This window comes from Paenibacillus ihbetae, assembly GCF_002741055.1.
GTDB lineage: Bacteria > Bacillota > Bacilli > Paenibacillales > Paenibacillaceae > Paenibacillus_AQ > Paenibacillus_AQ ihbetae.
On record NZ_CP016809.1, the window covers coordinates 3,997,547 to 4,015,688 of the forward strand.

Genomic DNA, 18,142 nt, shown 5'->3' on the forward strand with positions numbered 1-18,142 from the left:
TAACGGGGACCTTCTAGTCATGCGGCTGACTCGAAGGGTTTTAGCCAAGCATGATGAAAAGGAGCTCCTTTGGGGCTCTTTTTTTGATCATCAAGAACGTCTACACCGCTCTTATGGGAAATGGCTCCGATCGGATGCCGGCACCTTAGCATTTAGGATTGCGTAGTAGACGGTAAGCATTACAGGAGGGCAGCATGCGGAATCTTCTGATGAAAGTCAGTTACGACGGTACCGATTATAACGGCTTTCAAACCCAGCCGGGTGGGCACACGATTCAGGATTATTTGGAGGAGGCTATTCACCGCTTGTCCGGTGAACAGTTGAAAATCACAGCATCGGGACGGACGGATGCCGGCGTGCATGCGCGCGGTCAGGTGTTTAATTTTTACACGGCTTCTCCGATCCCGCTGGAGCGTTGGTGCATGGCTTTGAATACCTGGCTGCCGGAAGATATCGTGGTCACGGAAGCGATGGAGGTGCCGGAGGATTTCCATTCCCGCCGCGCAGCCAAGCGTAAAACGTACCGCTATACGATCAATGCGAACCAGTTCCCTGATATTTTTAATCGCAGATACCAGATCCATCATTACGGAAAGCTGGATATCGAAGCGATGCGGCAGGGATTGTCGCATCTGATCGGGACGCATGATTACACGACGTTTGCATCACGCAAATCGACGAAGCCGTCCCATGTACGTACGATATTCGACGCCTGGATCGAGACGGATACGTCGATGTGCCGACCGGGTACGAAGGATCAGGGAATCATTCATACGTATTTGACCGGCAACGGCTTCCTTCAGCATATGGTCCGGATTATTATGGGGACGCTGATCGAAGTGGGCGAAGGCAGACGCCATCCGGATGATATGCGGGTCATACTGGAAGCCAAAAACCGGGCAGCAGCCGGACCTACCGCCATGAGCAAAGGTCTGATGCTGTGGGAAGTGGAATATGATATCCCCTCGATAACGGAGGCTCCTTCGATTCCAACGACCTGAAGCCGCTTCTGCTTCAGGTGGAAGACAGAAGGGGGATTGCCGGGAAGAGGCAGTCATATAAAATGGGCTAGAACGGTTCTTGACGTGTTTGGCGACTTGTTCGAGTAAGGCGGGAAGCATAACCTGGAAAGCCTAAAAAATACTTGCGTAAGCAGGTTGAATCCTGTATTATATTAGTTGTGTTTTCTTAACGGCTCTCCCACAGCCCCGGTTAAGAAGATGCCACAGATTAGCGTAATACGAAGCAACAACATGAACATGCATTACACATGAACGAAGATAAATGATGATAATGAATTGATTTTCGGACGAATACAAGGAGGAACTATACATGCGTACCACCTATATGGCGAAGCCAAATGAAGTTGAGCGCAAATGGTACATCGTTGATGCCGAAGGCAAGACGCTTGGCCGTTTGGCAAGTGAAGTTGCGGCTCTGATCCGCGGCAAACATAAGCCTCAATTTACTCCACATGTTGACACAGGGGATTTCGTAATTGTTATCAATTCCGAGAAGATCCGCCTCACTGGCAAGAAGATGGAGAACAAGAAATACTATCGTCACTCCCTGCATCCAGGTGGATTGAAAGTAACTGCAGCTCAAGACCTGATTGCAAAATTCCCGGAGCGCGTGATCGAAAGCGCAGTTCACGGTATGCTTCCTAAAACTCGCATGGGCGAGAAAATGAAGCTGAGACTGAAAGCATATGCAGGCACAGCACATCCACATGAAGCACAAAAACCAGAAGTTTACGAACTTCGCGGTTAATTAAAAAGGAGGACAGTTTCATGGCTCAAGTACAATACTATGGGACAGGTCGTCGTAAGCACTCGGTAGCACGTGTACGCCTCGTACCGGGTGAAGGACGCATTGTCATCAATAAACGTGATATTAATGAATACTTCGGTTTGGAAACCCTCAAACTGATCGTTAAACAACCTTTGAATCTGACAGAAACAGCTGGTAAGTATGACGTGCTCGTTATCGCTCATGGCGGCGGTATTTCCGGTCAAGCCGGTGCGATCCGTCACGGCATCTCCCGTGCTCTTCTGAAAGCAGATCCGGAGCTTCGCGGTTCCCTGAAAAAAGCTGGATTCCTGACTCGCGACCCTCGTATGAAAGAACGTAAGAAATACGGTCTTAAAGCAGCTCGTCGCGCACCTCAGTTCTCCAAGCGTTAATTTACAGCATCCAAGAGTCCTTGGCCATTTATGGTCAAGGGCTTTTTTGCGTTTGGGGATAAGTACCGCTGCTGACGGTGCCGAGAGAACGGTTATGCACATCTAAAGCGGAACAGGAATGGGAACCACGAGGAGATTCGTATCAAATGAATGGTCATTATACACAATATGTGCACAGCCTGTGAAAAAACACCTTGATGGTCTGTAACAAATGATATAGCGTCACTTGACTCTATATGTAAATAGCGTTATATTATTTATTGTCGTTTAATTAACAACTTAAATAATTAATATTTAATCATTAATTAAATAAGTAATTGGAAAGGAGGATACGAATGGATCGGAACGAAGAGCTTTTCCACGTGTCGTCCATGTTCCGTGCCCTGCTCAAGAACATTTCGCAGGATTGGAACAAGACGAGCGCAGGCAAATACAATTTAACCTTTCCGCAATTTCAAGTGCTGTACGTATTGAAGATGCGGGGCCCGCAGAAAGTGTCCGAGCTTGCGGAAGCATTGTCGCTGACGCCGCCGGCGATAACCGGGCTGACGGATAAATTGTTTGCCGAAGGGTACGTTCAGAAGGAGCGTGCAGAGGATGACCGCCGAGTCGTCAATATTACGATTCTGGATGCGGGCTTGGAGATTATACAGAAGGTCAAGCGCGACCAGAAAGAAATGATACAGGGCTTCTTCGACATCTTGTCTGAAGAAGATATACAGCATTTGAAACGGATTTTCTCCTTAATGCTGTCCAATATAGACCAACACAAGGGATAGGGGTGGAAAGGAAATGGAGCATTTAACGCTTAAACGCAAAATATCCATCATGATCGCGATCATGGCCGCGATGTTCTTCGCTGCAATCAACCAGACGATTACAAGCACGGCGATGCCGCGCATTATCGCGATCTTGGACGGCATGGATTATTATACGTGGACGATTAACATTTACTTGTTAACCTCCACGATTGCGACCATTCTGGTCGGTAAGCTGTCCGATATGTTCGGACGGAAGCCGTTTATACTTATCGGGATATTGTTTTTCATGCTGGGAGCCTTTTTAACGGGTACTTCGACGGATGTGTACCAATTCATCTTTTACCGTGGTATTCAGGGTATCGGTGCAGGCATTATCCAGTCTACGGCATTTACGGCGGTCGGCGATTTGTTCGCACCGCGTGAACGGGGCAAATGGATGGGGCTGATGACCGCCGTATTCGGATTCTCGAGCGTGCTCGGGCCGACGCTTGGCGGTTATCTGGTCGATCATATCGAATGGCGCTGGCTGTTCTGGATTTTCCTCCCGCTGGGCATTGTTGCTTTTATTATGATTTTGTCGCTGTTTCCGAAGGTGGATCGGAAGAAAGGGCAATCGATCGACTATTTGGGCTCATTGTTCCTGACGACAGCGATCGTTCCGCTGCTGCTGGCCTTCTCTTGGGCAGGGACCGAATATCCATGGGGATCGTCGCAGATCATCGGATTGATCGCGGCTTCCATCGTATCGGCTATCATCTTTGTCCTTATTGAAATGAAAGTGAAGGAGCCGATCCTTCCGCTCAGCCTGTTCAAGAACAGCGTCGTGACCATTTCCAATCTGATCGGATTCATAATGAACTTCGGTTTGATGGGGGCCATGATTTATATTTCCTTCTATGTGCAAGGCGTGCTTGGAATTTCGCCGACCTATGCAGGCTATGTGACCATTCCGATGTCCGTCTTCATGATGGGCATGAGCGCCGTCGTAGGCCAGTTGATCGCCAAGAGCGGCAAGTACAAGCGCTATGCGCTGATCGGTGTGCCGATTATGATTGTCGGTATGGGAATCATGGTCTTTATGGACAATATCTGGCTGACGGTGATCAGTACGATTATTTTCGGACTCGGCTTGGGGCTCGGTATGCCGGTCTTCTCCTTGGCTACGCAAAACGCAGTGCCCCACAAGGAGCTAGGCGTGGTAACGGCTTCTTCCCAATTGTTCCGTAACCTGGGGGGAACGATCGGTATCGCGGTTATGGGTACGGTCATGTCCAACAGCTTGACGAAAAACCTGAAGGAGGCGCTGCAATCGCCGCAGGCCCCTGATTTCAGCTCGCTGGATCCGCAGATGGCGCAGCAAATGCTGTCATTCGCCAATCCGCAGACGCTGATGAACAAACCGCTGATTGAGCAGACCGAAGCGAATCTTCCTGCCGATGTGCAGCCGCTCTTCATGCAGATGATCGACAGCATCCGCGATGCGCTGGGCAATACGCTGTCCATGGTATTCCTGACAGGAGCCCTCGTACTTGTCATTGCGCTCTTGCTGGTGTTCTTCCTGAAGGAAGTTCCGCTGCGTACCAGCAACCAAGGACCTGCTCCTCAGCAGGGCGACAAGCCGTCCGCTGACGGCCTTGGAAAAACGAATATCAAAGCTGCCGAGCCATCTTTGGCTGCGGATTAAACCGTCTCTCTTCGAGGCATAGGGAACCTCCGAATGTTCAATAAAGACCCGATGAAAATCCTTTCTTGCGTATGCAGGAAAGGATTTTTTTAGCTTCATGCGGATGATGATTTGAGGTTGACATTTATTAGGAATGTTTTATACTGTAGGTAATTCATATTATTTCAGTAGGAATATCGGGTTTAAATCGGGGGAGGCATCCAAAACATGAATTTGCTGGAGAAAGAAGATTTGATCAAGGTGCAGGCGGAGGAGCTTGAGCACAAGTCCGCCGAGGAAGTTATCGAATATGCGATCCGCACGTTTCCGAACATCACCTTTGCGTGCAGCTTCGGTGCGGAAGACGTCGTATTGGTTGATATGATTCAGAAGATCAGCCCGTCTACGGATATCTTTTATCTGGATACCGATTTTCACTTTAAGGAAACGTACGAGACTCGCGACCGGTTAGCCGAGCGGTACGGCTTGGAATTCGTCCGGGTATCTCCGCTGATTACGCCGGAGGAGCAGGCTGCCCAGCATGGCGAGGCTCTATGGAGCGTGAATCCGAATCAATGCTGCAATATTCGTAAGGTTGAGCCGCTAACCCGCATTTTGTCTCAATACGAGGCCTGGATTACAGGGATCCGCAGAGATCAAGCGCCTACTCGGGCGAATGCCAAGAAGATCGAGTACGATACGAAATTCGGACTTGTCAAGTTTAATCCGATCGCCGGTTGGACCAGCGAAGACGTGTGGAACTATATCCGGGCGAATGATGTGATCTATAACCCGCTGCATGACCAGAACTATCCGAGCATCGGGTGTGAATATTGCACGAGACAAGTGATGCCTGGCGAAGATCCGCGTGCAGGTCGCTGGTCCGGCCATGAGAAAACCGAGTGCGGACTTCATAAATAATCGAATTCACATACCCAAGCGATGCAAGCATAAGAGGAGGAATCATTCATGACAGCAATACTCCCCCACGGCGGAACGCTGGTGCAGCGGGTCGTCCAAGGAGAAGAACGCGAAGCTTTATTGAAGCAGGCAGGCACGTTTCAAGAAATTCGGGTCAATGCGTGGACGATCTCGGATCTGGATCTGATCGGCGTAGGGGCCTTCTCGCCGCTGCAAGGATTTCTGAATGAGCAGGATTATAACGCCGTCGTTTCTTCCATGCGGCTCTCCAATGGAACCGTATGGAGCATTCCGATTACGCTTGCGGTGAATGAGGAGACGGCAGCCAAGCTCGAGGTGGGCCGCAAGGCAGCGCTGGTCGGAGAAGAAGACGGCGTGATATACGGCGTGATCGATGTCGAGAGCATCTATCAGGTTGATCAGAAGCTGGAGGCTGTTCAAGTCTTCAAGACGGACGATCCGGAGCATCCCGGCGTTAAAAAGCTGTTTGAGCGCCCTTCCACCTATGTAGGCGGGCCGATCCAGGTGCTGAATCGTCCGCAGCCGGAGCGTTTTGGCGAGTTTTATTTTGACCCATCGGAGACGAGAAAGGCTTTCCGGGACAAAGGCTGGAACACCGTGGTCGGTTTCCAGACACGCAACCCGGTTCACCGCGCGCATGAATACATTCAGAAGAGCGCCATGGAAATTGTGGATGCCTTGTTCCTGAATCCGCTGGTCGGGGAGACCAAATCGGATGACGTGCCGGCTGATGTGCGGATGAAGAGCTATTTAACGTTGCTGAAGCATTACTATCCGGAGGATCGGACCTTCCTTGGGGTGTTTCCTGCCGCCATGCGCTATGCGGGCCCGAGAGAAGCGATCTTTCACGCCATGGTCCGGAAAAACTACGGCTGTACGCATTTCATCGTTGGCCGGGATCATGCCGGCGTAGGCGATTATTACGGCACGTACGAGGCCCAGGAAATCTTCAAGAACTTCACGGCAGAGGAGCTCGGCATTACGCCGCTGTTCTTCGAGCACAGCTTCTTCTGCAAGACTTGCGGCAATATGGCATCGAGCAAAACCTGCCCGCATCCGAAGGAGGACCACTTGACCTTGTCGGGTACGAAGGTTCGTGGACTGCTGCGGGACGGCGTTTGCCCGCCGCCTGAATTTACGCGTCCAGAGGTTGCTCAGGTGCTGATTGAAGGTATGAAGGAGCGGGTTTCCGTATAGTCTAAGGTCATAAATAACCACCTTGTCCCATATGATGGAGTAGTATAACTCATGGGACGAGGTGGTTTTGTTATGTCCAGGCGGAGTTCGGACAAGGTGACGTTGTGGATATCGTGGAAGAGAATCAAGCAATCGATAATAGGGGCCGGCCTGCTTGCGTTAATTTTGATCGTCGTTACGTATGAGATTCCATCTGCGAACACCTCCAACACCTGGAGTCTGCCGCTGGCGGGCAAAGTGATTGCGCTTGACGCGGGGCACGGGGGGCCTGACGGCGGGGCTGTCAGCCGCCAAGGGGTGATCGAGAAGGATGTAAACCTAGCGATCACGCTGTATTTACGCGATTATTTGCAGCAGGCCGGGGCGCTGGTGGTGATGACGAGGGAAGGCGATTATGATCTTGCCTCGGAATCGACCAAGGGCTATTCCAAGCGTAAGACCGAGGATCTGAAGCAGCGGGTGCGGAAGATCGAGGACAGCCGGGCAGATCTATTCATCAGCGTGCATCTGAACAGCATTCCCTCCAATCGCTGGAGAGGTGCGCAGACCTTCTTCCCACCGAAAAATGAGGAGAGCAGAAAGCTTGCCGAATTGATCCAGAGCGAAATCCGCCATAATCTCCAAAACACGAATCGATTGGCAAAGACGGATGATACGATTTTTCTGCTCCAGGCTTTACGGATGCCGTCCGCGCTGGTCGAGGTAGGCTTCTTGTCCCATCCGGAGGAATCCGATTTGCTGCGGGACGAGAAATACCAGCGGAAAGTGGCGGCAGCCGTCTATAACGGCATTTTGCGTTATAGCGCGGGAGAGTCCCCGACCGAGTCGTCACAAGCTGCGGAGTAATGGTATAATAGAAATGTTATCGAAGCAATGTCTATTCCATTACATAGAGCAGAGGTGCTTATCATGCTGACTAGAGAACAGGTACAGGAGATACTCCAGCCGTTGACCGATCCCGAAACCGGGAAGAGTCTGATGGAGCTCCAGCGTATTCGGGATATCGTGGTCAAAGAACGGACAGTCCGTCTATCCGTAACCTATAGCAGCGAAGATGTACGCGCTTCCTTGGAGGCGCAAATCCGGGAGCTTCTGGAGGCGATGGGGGCGGAGGATATCCATATCCGCATGCGGCCGCTGGAACAAGGCGGGGGCGAAGCGGCCCGAAATCAGGAGCCGAGCCACCAGGAGAAGCTGACGAAGGGCCATGCCGCAGGTATGGAGAACCATGAGTTATTGAGCGAGGAATCGGGCGTTACTTTCATTGCTGTAGCGAGCGGCAAGGGTGGTGTCGGCAAATCGACGGTGACCGTCAACCTGGCTGCGGCGTTGGCGCGACAAGGCAAGAAGGTCGGGCTCATTGATGCGGACATTTACGGCTTCAGCGTACCGGATATGATGGGCATCGAAATCGGGCCGACCGTTTCCGATGACGGTGTCATTCATCCCGTAGAACGTTTCGGCGTTAAAGTGATGTCCATGGGCTTCTTCATCCGTGAGAACAGCCCCGTGATTTGGCGAGGTCCAATGCTTGGCAAGATGCTGCGCCAGTTTTTCAGCGATGTAGCTTGGGGGGAGCTGGACTACATGCTTCTTGATCTTCCGCCGGGGACGGGAGATATCGCCTTGGACGTGCATCAGATGATCCCGCAGAGCAAGGAGATTATCGTGACGACGCCGCATGCTACGGCGGCATTTGTCGCCGCAAGAGCGGGGGCAATGGCGATCCAGACCGAGCATGAGATATTGGGCGTTGTTGAAAATATGGCGTACTATGCCTGCTCCCATTGCGGCGAGAAGGATTATGTATTCGGGCGTGGCGGCGGCGGGAAGCTTGCCGAGACGCTCCACACGGAGCTGCTGGCGCAGCTGCCGCTCGGGGGGCCGGATAACCATCCGTCCGAGCCTGATTTCTCTCCTTCGGTATATAAGCCTGGCACCGAAAGCGCCGCGATATACGATGAGGTTGCGGCCAAGATTGTGGATAAGTGCGAGAGCAACCGTTAATCCGTGATAGCGAAACGAAACAAGCTCCCTGATGGGAGCTTGTTTGCGTATGATCCGGGGAGATAGCCGTATGCGTTTGATGGGGCACAAGGCCGTTTTAGCGAGCTGCATGGGCCGTTATGCGTATGAACTGGCTGTATAGGCTGCTATGGGATTTACCCAGTTGCAATCGTTACGGTTTATGGATTCAAGAGGCAGCCAGTTAGTCAAGAACGATAACCGGTGGAGGAGTGTCTTTAACCGGATATGCCGAGAAGGGACAGGCCAAGGTTAACTTCCGCTGCCGCCCTCTTCTCCTTGACCGCCGCCTTCGCCGCCACCTTCACCCTCGCCGCCGCCTTCACCGCCGCCTTGCCCTTGCTTCTGCCCCTCTTGCGGCTGCTTCTTCTCCACTTTAGGTTGAAGCTCGTCCTTTACGACGGATTTCAGAAGCTCCAGTACTTCCATTCGGAATAGAGGATTTTGCATCGCCTCTTGCATGACGGTCATGGACTGCTTACGGTAATCCGGCGTGTTGGTCAGCTCAAGGAACGACTTCATCACGTCCGGGGATTTCAGCATGTCCTGAATGGCCTTTTGATAAGTAGGGTCTTTAATCAACTGCATATGCAGCTGTTTGCTTTGGGAATTGATCGCTTTGGCGAAATCGCCGGCAAATTTCGGGTCGGTCATAATTTTTTCGATTTCTTTTTTATATTCTTCCGACACCAGCGTATCTTTTACGGCCATCCGGATCTCTTCGCCGGATTGGGCGGTCATCATCCGCATGCCCATCGAGCCGGTGCTTCCGGAAGAACCCGAGCCGCCTCCGAGCGCATCTTCCACCGCTTTTTTCCCTTCGTCGGTCTTCAGGATGTCAACCACCATGGATTTGATCTCTTTATATCCAAGCTGAGGGGAAGCGCTCTGTTCCTGGCCGCAAGCGGTAAGCGTTAAGGCAGCAACGAAGACGATAATACATAAACGAAATAACGGCCACTTCATTACCGTTTTCCTCCTTTTTTACGGTTCTGTGAATAGTATGTGATCCTTTTGCGGAAATATGTCGCATTCGGAATGGTTTTTTATTGTGAACGTTGGTAAAATAATGATCTGTGGGGGTGGAGGTTCGTTGAGCTTACGGAAGTGGTCCAAATTATTTCTGAAGACGATGCTCGTAGGGGCAGTAGCGGCTTTAATTGTAGGTCTGGGGCTGCAGCTGTTCAATGGCTTTATCGATTTCAAGGGAGTAGCCGATTTTTTAATATACCCGCTGATTTTGTTGGGGTCTGGGGCTTTGGTGAGCGTGTATTCCCAGATGGGCTTTTTCGCCTACCTGACGTTAAATTATATGGGAATAGGCATATTCCGCAAAAAAACCTGGCAGTACATTCAGATCGTGCTTGCCGTTCTTGCACTGCTTGAGCTGATGTTCTTCCGCACATTCGTTGGTGGATCGACAAGCTTGGGACAAGATGTGGGCTTAGGGATTGCCATTCTGGCGGTTGCAGTCATTGTCGCTTATTTTAAAGTGAAGAGCACGAACGCCAATGCCTGGATACCGACGCTGTTCTTTATGATGGCGGTTTCCATTGTAGAGATTATCGGCGTTCTGCAGATCGGCGTGAGCAATGCCACCATCTTTATGGTCGTACCTCTTTTGATCTGTAATGCATACCAAATTCTAACGCTGCATAAAGTTACGCAGGATGAAAAAAAGAGCTAACCCTTAGCTCTTTTTTTATTACCGGATGAAAGCGGGAGGCTGCATCACAGCCCGCCGGCATCCTCTATGTTTTTTTGAATCGAGGCATGGTCGCGCACCTCTGTGCCTTGTGTGCTTCCTTGCTGGAGCAGGTCGGTCACGGTGACGAACTCATATCCCTTATTGCGGAGTTCTTGAATAATCTGCGGCAACGCTTCGTGCGTCTGCTTGACGGAATCGCTGGCATGCATGAGCACAATATCGCCAGGATGCGCTTTGGAGACGACACGGTCAACGATTTTATCCACGCCGATGTTCTTCCAGTCTCTGGAGTCCGTATCCCACTGGATAACGGTATAGTTGAGGCTTTCCGCAATGCTTAAGACCCGTTTATCAAAGTCACCGTTCGGCAATCGGATTAATTTCGGTTCTTGTCCGGTCATCGAGGTTAAAATATCATGAGCCGACATAATCTGCTTCCGAATCTCCTCGTCGGACAGGGAGCTGTAATTCTCGTGCTTGAAGCCATGGCTGCCGATTTCATAGCCGCTTTCCTTAATGGCGTTCACGATGTCCGGATGCGTTTTGCTCCAAGGTCCGGAGAGGAAGAAGGTGGCTTTCTGGACTCCGTTGTCTTTTAACGCCTTCAGAATGGGTTCTGCGCGTTTTTCCCCCCAGCTGATATCAAATGTCAGGGCTATCTGCTTCTTGTCTGTAGACACGCTGTAAATGGCCGACGGGCCGGTTTCAGAGAATACCGAGATATTGTCGCTCTCCACATAAATGACGCCGATTGCAAATACCGCTGCGGCAAGAACAAAGAAAAACCGCTTGATCTTTCTGCCGTTGAATACATAAAAAGAATTCATAATACGATCTGCCCCTCTCCCTTCAGTGTGCAGTAGCTTGTTTACTTCAACATATGCTCGTACTTTCGAGTTATACCAATAAAGGAGGAACCGAATGTTACGTTTTAGCAATTTTCTTAGGGATTTAACCACGATCCGGAAGGCGCTCATTCTGTCTGCCGTCTTGTTTGCCGGCGGGATTGCGGTCGGGTGGGGATCGGAGGAATTTGAGCAGCTGCTTCTCAGTCAGCTTCAAGGGCTGGGGGAGATCAGTCAGGAGCTGCGGACGTCGGACAACCCGGAATGGAGCTTCTTTGTTTTTATATTTCTGAACAATAGCATCAAGAGTGTTCTGGTCATGCTGTCAGGCATTCTGCTCGGGGTTATTCCTTTCATCTTCCTAGTCGTTAACGGCATGGTAATCGGGTTTTTGCTGAAAATCGTACAGGGAAGCGGAGAGAGTCTGTTTGATCTCATCGTGAAGGGGCTGCTCCCGCATGGGATCATTGAAATTCCGGTCATTGTCATTGCCTGCGGGTATGGTCTTGCTTTTGGCGGGCTGGTCTTCCGAAGCATGCTTGCATCAGGCGAGAAAAGAAGAGGGGTAGGCCCTGAGTGGCGCGCCTTTTGGCGCAAGCTGGGGACGGCATCGCTGTGGGTTGTCGTGCTTCTGCTGATTGCCGCGATTATCGAAAGTACAATTACATTGTGGTTGATGTCATAATTTTCAAGGAAAATGTGCATACCTAATAAAGCGGATCGAGCGTTGTTCTTCAAGAGAGTTATGTGAAGCTGACAGCGCTCGCTGTTTTGGAAATCACAAATCGCTTATATTCGGTTTAGAGATCCGGCCATATCGGTTAATCAACCTTACATAGGCAAGAGCTGCTTTAATCCGATGAAAGTGAAATTTCATGGTTCGCTAATATATAAGGAGGTCCTATCATGCTGGGAATGCTATTCAATGAGAAGGAATGCAAAGAGCTTGATTATGTACTGCGAAAAGAACTGGATGAAATGCTGCTGGACTTAAGCGACCAACGATTGGACCAGAATATTAGACAGGCGATCGCGAATCGTTATAAGACGGTATTTCGCATGTATGCCCGCTTTGCCCCTCAGAAAGAACTCTCCAAATATGCGCGTAACGGGAAGTTCCCGCAATTCAAACACTAATTCGTAGAAAAAGTGTTGACGAACTCGCCGAGTGTATGGTAAATTAATTTTCGCTTCCTTTCCGAAGGTGATGCCGCCGACCGGCGGCCATCAAACTTCATCAAAAACTTCAAAAAACTTTTTTAAAAAAGTATTGCAAAGTTGCTAGGAAGTATGATATATTATAAAAGTCGCCGCTGAGATGCGGATGACAAAAAGAAACACCGATTGATCTTTGAAAACTGAACAACGAGTGAGTAAAAACGAACCGCTTCGGCGGGGAGTTACAATAGAGAATTGAACAAATTCTCGTCAGTTTTTCTAATGAGCTTAATCGCTCTTTCAATCAATCATCCGAAAGGATGATCTTTATTGGAGAGTTTGATCCTGGCTCAGGACGAACGCTGGCGGCGTGCCTAATACATGCAAGTCGAGCGGAGCAACGGTTTCCTTCGGGAAACCATTAGCTTAGCGGCGGACGGGTGAGTAACACGTAGGCAACCTGCCCTCAAGACTGGGATAACTACCGGAAACGGTAGCTAATACCGGATAATTAAACCTGCTGCATGGCAGGGTTATGAAAGGCGGAGCAATCTGTCACTTGAGGATGGGCCTGCGGCGCATTAGCTAGTTGGTGAGGTAACGGCTCACCAAGGCGACGATGCGTAGCCGACCTGAGAGGGTGAACGGCCACACTGGGACTGAGACACGGCCCAGACTCCTACGGGAGGCAGCAGTAGGGAATCTTCCGCAATGGGCGAAAGCCTGACGGAGCAACGCCGCGTGAGTGATGAAGGTTTTCGGATCGTAAAGCTCTGTTGCCAGGGAAGAACGTCTCATAGAGTAACTGCTATGAGAGTGACGGTACCTGAGAAGAAAGCCCCGGCTAACTACGTGCCAGCAGCCGCGGTAATACGTAGGGGGCAAGCGTTGTCCGGAATTATTGGGCGTAAAGCGCGCGCAGGCGGTTCTTTAAGTCTGGTGTTTAAACCCGAGGCTCAACTTCGGGACGCACTGGAAACTGGGGAACTTGAGTGCAGAAGAGGAGAGTGGAATTCCACGTGTAGCGGTGAAATGCGTAGATATGTGGAGGAACACCAGTGGCGAAGGCGACTCTCTGGGCTGTAACTGACGCTGAGGCGCGAAAGCGTGGGGAGCGAACAGGATTAGATACCCTGGTAGTCCACGCCGTAAACGATGAATGCTAGGTGTTAGGGGTTTCGATACCCTTGGTGCCGAAGTTAACACATTAAGCATTCCGCCTGGGGAGTACGGTCGCAAGACTGAAACTCAAAGGAATTGACGGGGACCCGCACAAGCAGTGGAGTATGTGGTTTAATTCGAAGCAACGCGAAGAACCTTACCAAGTCTTGACATCCCTCTGAATCCTCTAGAGATAGGGGCGGCCTTCGGGACAGAGGAGACAGGTGGTGCATGGTTGTCGTCAGCTCGTGTCGTGAGATGTTGGGTTAAGTCCCGCAACGAGCGCAACCCTTGATCTTAGTTGCCAGCACTTTAAGGTGGGCACTCTAAGGTGACTGCCGGTGACAAACCGGAGGAAGGTGGGGATGACGTCAAATCATCATGCCCCTTATGACTTGGGCTACACACGTACTACAATGGCTGGTACAACGGGAAGCGAAGGAGCGATCTGGAGCCAATCCTAAAAAGCCAGTCTCAGTTCGGATTGCAGGCTGCAACTCGCCTGCATGAAGTCGGAATTGCTAGTAATCGCGGATCAGCATGCCGCGGTGAATACGTTCCCGGGTCTTGTACACACCGCCCGTCACACCACGAGAGTTTACAACACCCGAAGTCGGTGGGGTAACCCGCAAGGGAGCCAGCCGCCGAAGGTGGGGTAGATGATTGGGGTGAAGTCGTAACAAGGTAGCCGTATCGGAAGGTGCGGCTGGATCACCTCCTTTCTATGGAGTACCTCGCTTCCGCAGCGAAGCGGTACAAATATGGCTGGCCGCAAGGTCGCCGATTCCTTTGCGAAAGCAAAGGCACCAAATCAGGTTTAGGCCTGTTACTCACTCGTTGCTCAGTTTTGAGAGGTCAATCCTTTCATACATACGTTTGGTGATGATGGCGGAAGGGTTCCACGCGTTCCCATACCGAACACGACCGTTAAGCCTTCCAGCGCCGATGGTACTTGGACCGAAGGGTCCCGGGAGAGTAGGACGTTGCCAAGCGTATGATATGGGCCCTTAGCTCAGCTGGTTAGAGCGCACCCCTGATAAGGGTGAGGTCGGTGGTTCGAGTCCACTAGGGCCCACCATATAAATATTAACTTCATAAGGTAAGTGTCGGGGTCCCCGAGAAGTAATCGGATTAAACCTCGAAGCCATACTTCGCTTTTTGGAGTGAATTATGGGGCTATAGCTCAGCTGGGAGAGCGCCTGCCTTGCACGCAGGAGGTCAGGGGTTCGATCCCCCTTGGCTCCACCATATTTATTCTTATCACTTCCATAAATTGCAGGTTGCACTGCAACGGAGGATATGATACGATATTATTCCGGTCGTTAATCGGCCGAAGGAATTTGATCCTTGAAAACTAGATAACGAAACGAATTTGCGTTTTAGAAATATCCTTCTCTAACGACTTGTGTCAAGTGATTGACCAAGAAGTGAAAGAGTAGCGTTAGAGCGAAAGATTCGTGACAGGTGATCCTTTGGATGCTTGTTTCGACCTTGAGTGGTTTTATCTATTCAGGAAACAAGCGAACAACAGAGCACATGGCACGAAACTGGAGCGACATGGTTAAGCTACTAAGAGCACACGGAGGATGCCTAGGCGCTAGGAGCCGATGAAGGACGTGGCGAACAACGATACTGCCTCGGGGAGCTGTAAGCAAGCTTCGATCCGGGGATGTCCGAATGGGGAAACCCAGCTGGTGTAATAGCCAGTTACCCGTATCTGAATACATAGGATACGAGGAGGCATACCCAGGGAACTGAAACATCTAAGTACCTGGAGGAAGAGAAAACAAGAGTGATTCCGTCAGTAGCGGCGAGCGAACGCGGAACAGCCTAAACCAGAGAGCTTGCTCTCTGGGGTTGTGGGACGTCTCACATGGAGTTACAAAGGTTTAGATTAGACGAACAGGTCTGGAAAGGCCGGCCATAGAAGGTAAAAGCCCTGTAATCGAAAATGTGAACCCTCCGAGACGGATCCCGAGTAGTGCGGGGCACGTGAAACCCCGTATGAATCCAGCAGGACCATCTGCTAAGGCTAAATACTCCCTAGCGACCGATAGTGAAGCAGTACCGTGAGGGAAAGGTGAAAAGCACCCCGGAAGGGGAGTGAAATAGAACCTGAAACCGTGTGCTTACAAGAAGTCAGAGCCCAATCTATGGGTGATGGCGTGCCTTTTGTAGAATGAACCGGCGAGTTACGTTCCCATGCAAGGTTAAGGTGAGAAGCCGTAGCCGCAGCGAAAGCGAGTCTGAATAGGGCGACTTAGTATGTGGACGTAGACCCGAAACCGTGTGATCTACCCCTGTCCAGGGTGAAGGTGCGGTAACACGCACTGGAGGCCCGAACCCACGTACGTTGAAAAGTGCGGGGATGAGGTGGGGGTAGCGGAGAAATTCCAATCGAACTCGGAGATAGCTGGTTCTCCCCGAAATAGCTTTAGGGCTAGCCTCGGAATGAAGAGTCGTGGAGGTAGAGCACTGATTGGGTGCGGGGCCCGCAAGGGTTACCAAGCTCAGTCAAACTCCGAATGCCATAGACTTATATCCGGGAGTCAGACAGTGAGTGCTAAGATCCATTGTCAAAAGGGAAACAGCCCAGACCATCAGCTAAGGTCCCCAAGTGTGTGTTAAGTGGGAAAGGATGTGGAGTTGCACAGACAACCAGGATGTTGGCTTAGAAGCAGCCACCATTTAAAGAGTGCGTAATAGCTCACTGGTCGAGTGACTCTGCGCCGAAAATGTAACGGGGCTAAACACACCACCGAAGCTATGGCTTGATGCTTGCATCAGGGGTAGGGGAGCGTTGTGTATGCGTTGAAGGTGTACCGTAAGGAGCGCTGGAGAGTACACAAGTGAGAATGCCGGTATGAGTAACGAAAAGATCAGTGAGAATCTGATCCGCCGAAAGCCCAAGGTTTCCTGAGGAAGGCTCGTCCGCTCAGGGTAAGTCGGGACCTAAGGCGAGGCCGAAAGGCGTAGTCGAAGGACAACAGGTTGAAATTCCTGTACCACCGTAAACCGTTATGAACGATGGGGTGACGCAGGAGGGTAGTGACGCGGACTGATGGATGTCCGTCCAAGCAGTGAGGCTGATGTGTAGGCAAATCCGCACATCGTTAAGGCTGGGCTGTGATGGGGAGTGAAAATTACAGTAGCGAAGGTCATGATCTCACACTGCCAAGAAAAGCCTCTAGTCAGGTGAAGGTGCCCGTACCGCAAACCGACACAGGTAGGCGAGAAGAGAATTCTAAGGCGCGCGGAAGAACTCTCGTTAAGGAACTCGGCAAAATGACCCCGTAACTTCGGGAGAAGGGGTGCCTCGGTAGGGTGAATAGCCCGAGGGGGCCGCAGTGAAAAGGCCCAAGCGACTGTTTAGCAAAAACACAGGTCTGTGCGAAGCCGCAAGGCGAAGTATACGGGCTGACGCCTGCCCGGTGCTGGAAGGTTAAGGGGAGCGGTTAGGAGTAATCCGAAGCTGTGAACCGAAGCCCCAGTAAACGGCGGCCGTAACTATAACGGTCCTAAGGTAGCGAAATTCCTTGTCAGGTAAATTCTGACCCGCACGAATGGCGTAACGACTTGGGCGCTGTCTCAACGAGAGATCCGGTGAAATTTTAATACCTGTGAAGATGCAGGTTACCCGCGACAAGACGGAAAGACCCCATGGAGCTTTACTGCAGCTTGATATTGGATTTGGGTACGATCTGTACAGGATAGGTGGGAGCCTTTGAAGCATGAGCGCCAGCTTGTGTGGAGGCGACGTTGGGATACCACCCTGATCGTATCTAGGTTCTAACCTGGTACCGTGATCCGGTACGGGGACAGTGTCAGGCGGGCAGTTTGACTGGGGCGGTCGCCTCCTAAAGAGTAACGGAGGCGCCCCAAGGTTCCCTCAGAATGGTTGGAAATCATTCGAAGAGTGCAAAGGCATAAGGGAGCTTGACTGCGAGACCTACAAGTCGAGCAGGGACGAAAGTCGGGCTTAGTGATCCGGTGGTACCGCATGGAAGGGCCATCGCTCAACGGATAAAAGCTACCCTGGGGATAACAGGCTTATCTCCCCCAAGAGTCCACATCGACGGGGAGGTTTGGCACCTCGATGTCGGCTCATCGCATCCTGGGGCTGAAGTAGGTCCCAAGGGTTGGGCTGTTCGCCCATTAAAGCGGTACGCGAGCTGGGTTCAGAACGTCGTGAGACAGTTCGGTCCCTATCTGTCGTGGGCGTAGGAAATTTGAGAGGAGCTGTCCTTAGTACGAGAGGACCGGGATGGACGTACCGCTGGTGCACCAGTTGTTCCGCCAGGAGCATGGCTGGGTAGCTACGTACGGACGGGATAAGCGCTGAAAGCATCTAAGCGTGAAGCCCCCCTCAAGATGAGATTTCCCAGTATGTAAGACCCCTTGAAGACGACGAGGTAGATAGGTTGGAGGTGGAAGTGCAGTAATGCATGGAGCTGACCAATACTAATCGGTCGAGGGCTTATCCTACAAGTTTTCTGAAA

General features: G+C 51.2%; 14 protein-coding genes, 2 tRNA genes and 3 rRNA genes. 17 read left to right on the plus strand and 2 right to left on the minus strand.

Annotated features, from left to right (window positions below):
• Positions 1–194: 194 nt before the first annotated feature.
• From truA to BBD41_RS17700, 9 genes are all read left to right on the plus strand, one after another.
• A complete protein-coding gene (truA, locus tag BBD41_RS17660) occupies positions 195–1,001 on the plus strand; it encodes a tRNA pseudouridine(38-40) synthase TruA (protein WP_099478355.1) in 807 nt (268 codons plus the stop codon).
• Positions 1,002–1,332: 331 nt separating this feature from the next.
• Positions 1,333–1,770 (plus strand): 50S ribosomal protein L13, encoded by a 438-nt coding sequence (gene rplM / locus BBD41_RS17665; RefSeq protein WP_007132541.1) that lies wholly within the window; start codon positions 1,333–1,335, stop codon positions 1,768–1,770.
• A 20-nt stretch (positions 1,771–1,790) separates the two neighbouring features.
• Entirely contained in the window at positions 1,791–2,183 is a 393-nt protein-coding gene (rpsI, locus tag BBD41_RS17670; RefSeq protein ID WP_007132540.1) for a 30S ribosomal protein S9, read from the plus strand.
• 335 nt (positions 2,184–2,518) lie between these two features.
• Positions 2,519–2,962: a MarR family winged helix-turn-helix transcriptional regulator gene (locus BBD41_RS17675; RefSeq protein ID WP_077568280.1), complete on the plus strand. Its 444-nt coding sequence runs from the start codon at positions 2,519–2,521 to the stop codon at positions 2,960–2,962.
• A gap of 13 nt (positions 2,963–2,975) precedes the next feature.
• Complete coding sequence (locus tag BBD41_RS17680) at positions 2,976–4,628, plus strand: MDR family MFS transporter (RefSeq protein ID WP_099478356.1); 1,653 nt, start codon at positions 2,976–2,978, stop codon at positions 4,626–4,628.
• A gap of 207 nt (positions 4,629–4,835) precedes the next feature.
• Positions 4,836–5,528 carry a phosphoadenylyl-sulfate reductase gene (locus BBD41_RS17685; protein ID WP_007132537.1) on the plus strand — a complete coding sequence of 231 codons (693 nt, stop codon included), beginning with the start codon at positions 4,836–4,838 and terminating at the stop codon, positions 5,526–5,528.
• A gap of 48 nt (positions 5,529–5,576) precedes the next feature.
• Positions 5,577–6,746 carry a sulfate adenylyltransferase gene (gene sat, locus BBD41_RS17690; protein ID WP_099478357.1) on the plus strand — a complete coding sequence of 390 codons (1,170 nt, stop codon included), beginning with the start codon at positions 5,577–5,579 and terminating at the stop codon, positions 6,744–6,746.
• Positions 6,747–6,818: 72 nt separating this feature from the next.
• Positions 6,819–7,592, plus strand: coding sequence for an N-acetylmuramoyl-L-alanine amidase CwlD (cwlD, locus tag BBD41_RS17695; RefSeq protein WP_077568277.1), 774 nt, complete (start codon positions 6,819–6,821; stop codon positions 7,590–7,592).
• A 63-nt stretch (positions 7,593–7,655) separates the two neighbouring features.
• On the plus strand, positions 7,656–8,753 hold the full coding sequence (locus BBD41_RS17700; RefSeq protein WP_099478358.1) for an Mrp/NBP35 family ATP-binding protein: 1,098 nt from the start codon (positions 7,656–7,658) through the stop codon (positions 8,751–8,753).
• Positions 8,754–9,023: 270 nt separating this feature from the next.
• Here the strand turns inward: BBD41_RS17700 and gerD are convergent, their stop codons facing one another.
• Positions 9,024–9,737: a spore germination lipoprotein GerD gene (gene gerD / locus BBD41_RS17705; protein ID WP_077568276.1), complete on the minus strand. Its 714-nt coding sequence runs from the start codon at positions 9,735–9,737 to the stop codon at positions 9,024–9,026.
• A gap of 127 nt (positions 9,738–9,864) precedes the next feature.
• Here gerD and BBD41_RS17710 point away from each other — a divergent pair, with 127 nt between their 5' ends.
• Complete coding sequence (locus BBD41_RS17710) at positions 9,865–10,458, plus strand: KinB-signaling pathway activation protein (RefSeq protein ID WP_099478359.1); 594 nt, start codon at positions 9,865–9,867, stop codon at positions 10,456–10,458.
• A 44-nt stretch (positions 10,459–10,502) separates the two neighbouring features.
• Here BBD41_RS17710 and pdaB read toward each other — a convergent pair whose 3' ends face one another.
• Complete coding sequence (pdaB, locus tag BBD41_RS17715) at positions 10,503–11,306, minus strand: polysaccharide deacetylase family sporulation protein PdaB (RefSeq protein ID WP_099478360.1); 804 nt, start codon at positions 11,304–11,306, stop codon at positions 10,503–10,505.
• 94 nt (positions 11,307–11,400) lie between these two features.
• On the opposite strand from pdaB, the gene BBD41_RS17720 reads away from it, so the two are divergent.
• From BBD41_RS17720 to BBD41_RS17750, 7 genes are all read left to right on the plus strand, one after another.
• Positions 11,401–12,009, plus strand: coding sequence for a stage II sporulation protein M (locus tag BBD41_RS17720; protein WP_099478361.1), 609 nt, complete (start codon positions 11,401–11,403; stop codon positions 12,007–12,009).
• Between the two features lie 221 nt (positions 12,010–12,230).
• A complete protein-coding gene (locus BBD41_RS17725; RefSeq protein ID WP_007132529.1) occupies positions 12,231–12,461 on the plus strand; it encodes a hypothetical protein in 231 nt (76 codons plus the stop codon).
• Positions 12,462–12,809: 348 nt separating this feature from the next.
• A 16S ribosomal RNA gene (locus BBD41_RS17730) occupies positions 12,810–14,365 on the plus strand.
• Between the two features lie 153 nt (positions 14,366–14,518).
• Positions 14,519–14,635 (plus strand): 5S ribosomal RNA (rrf, locus tag BBD41_RS17735).
• 9 nt (positions 14,636–14,644) lie between these two features.
• A tRNA-Ile gene (locus tag BBD41_RS17740) sits at positions 14,645–14,721 on the plus strand.
• Between the two features lie 94 nt (positions 14,722–14,815).
• Positions 14,816–14,891, plus strand: a tRNA-Ala gene (locus tag BBD41_RS17745).
• 311 nt (positions 14,892–15,202) lie between these two features.
• Positions 15,203–18,128 (plus strand): 23S ribosomal RNA (locus BBD41_RS17750).
• Together the 16S, 23S and 5S rRNA genes with 2 tRNA genes alongside form the textbook arrangement of a ribosomal RNA operon.
• Positions 18,129–18,142 lie beyond the last annotated feature (14 nt).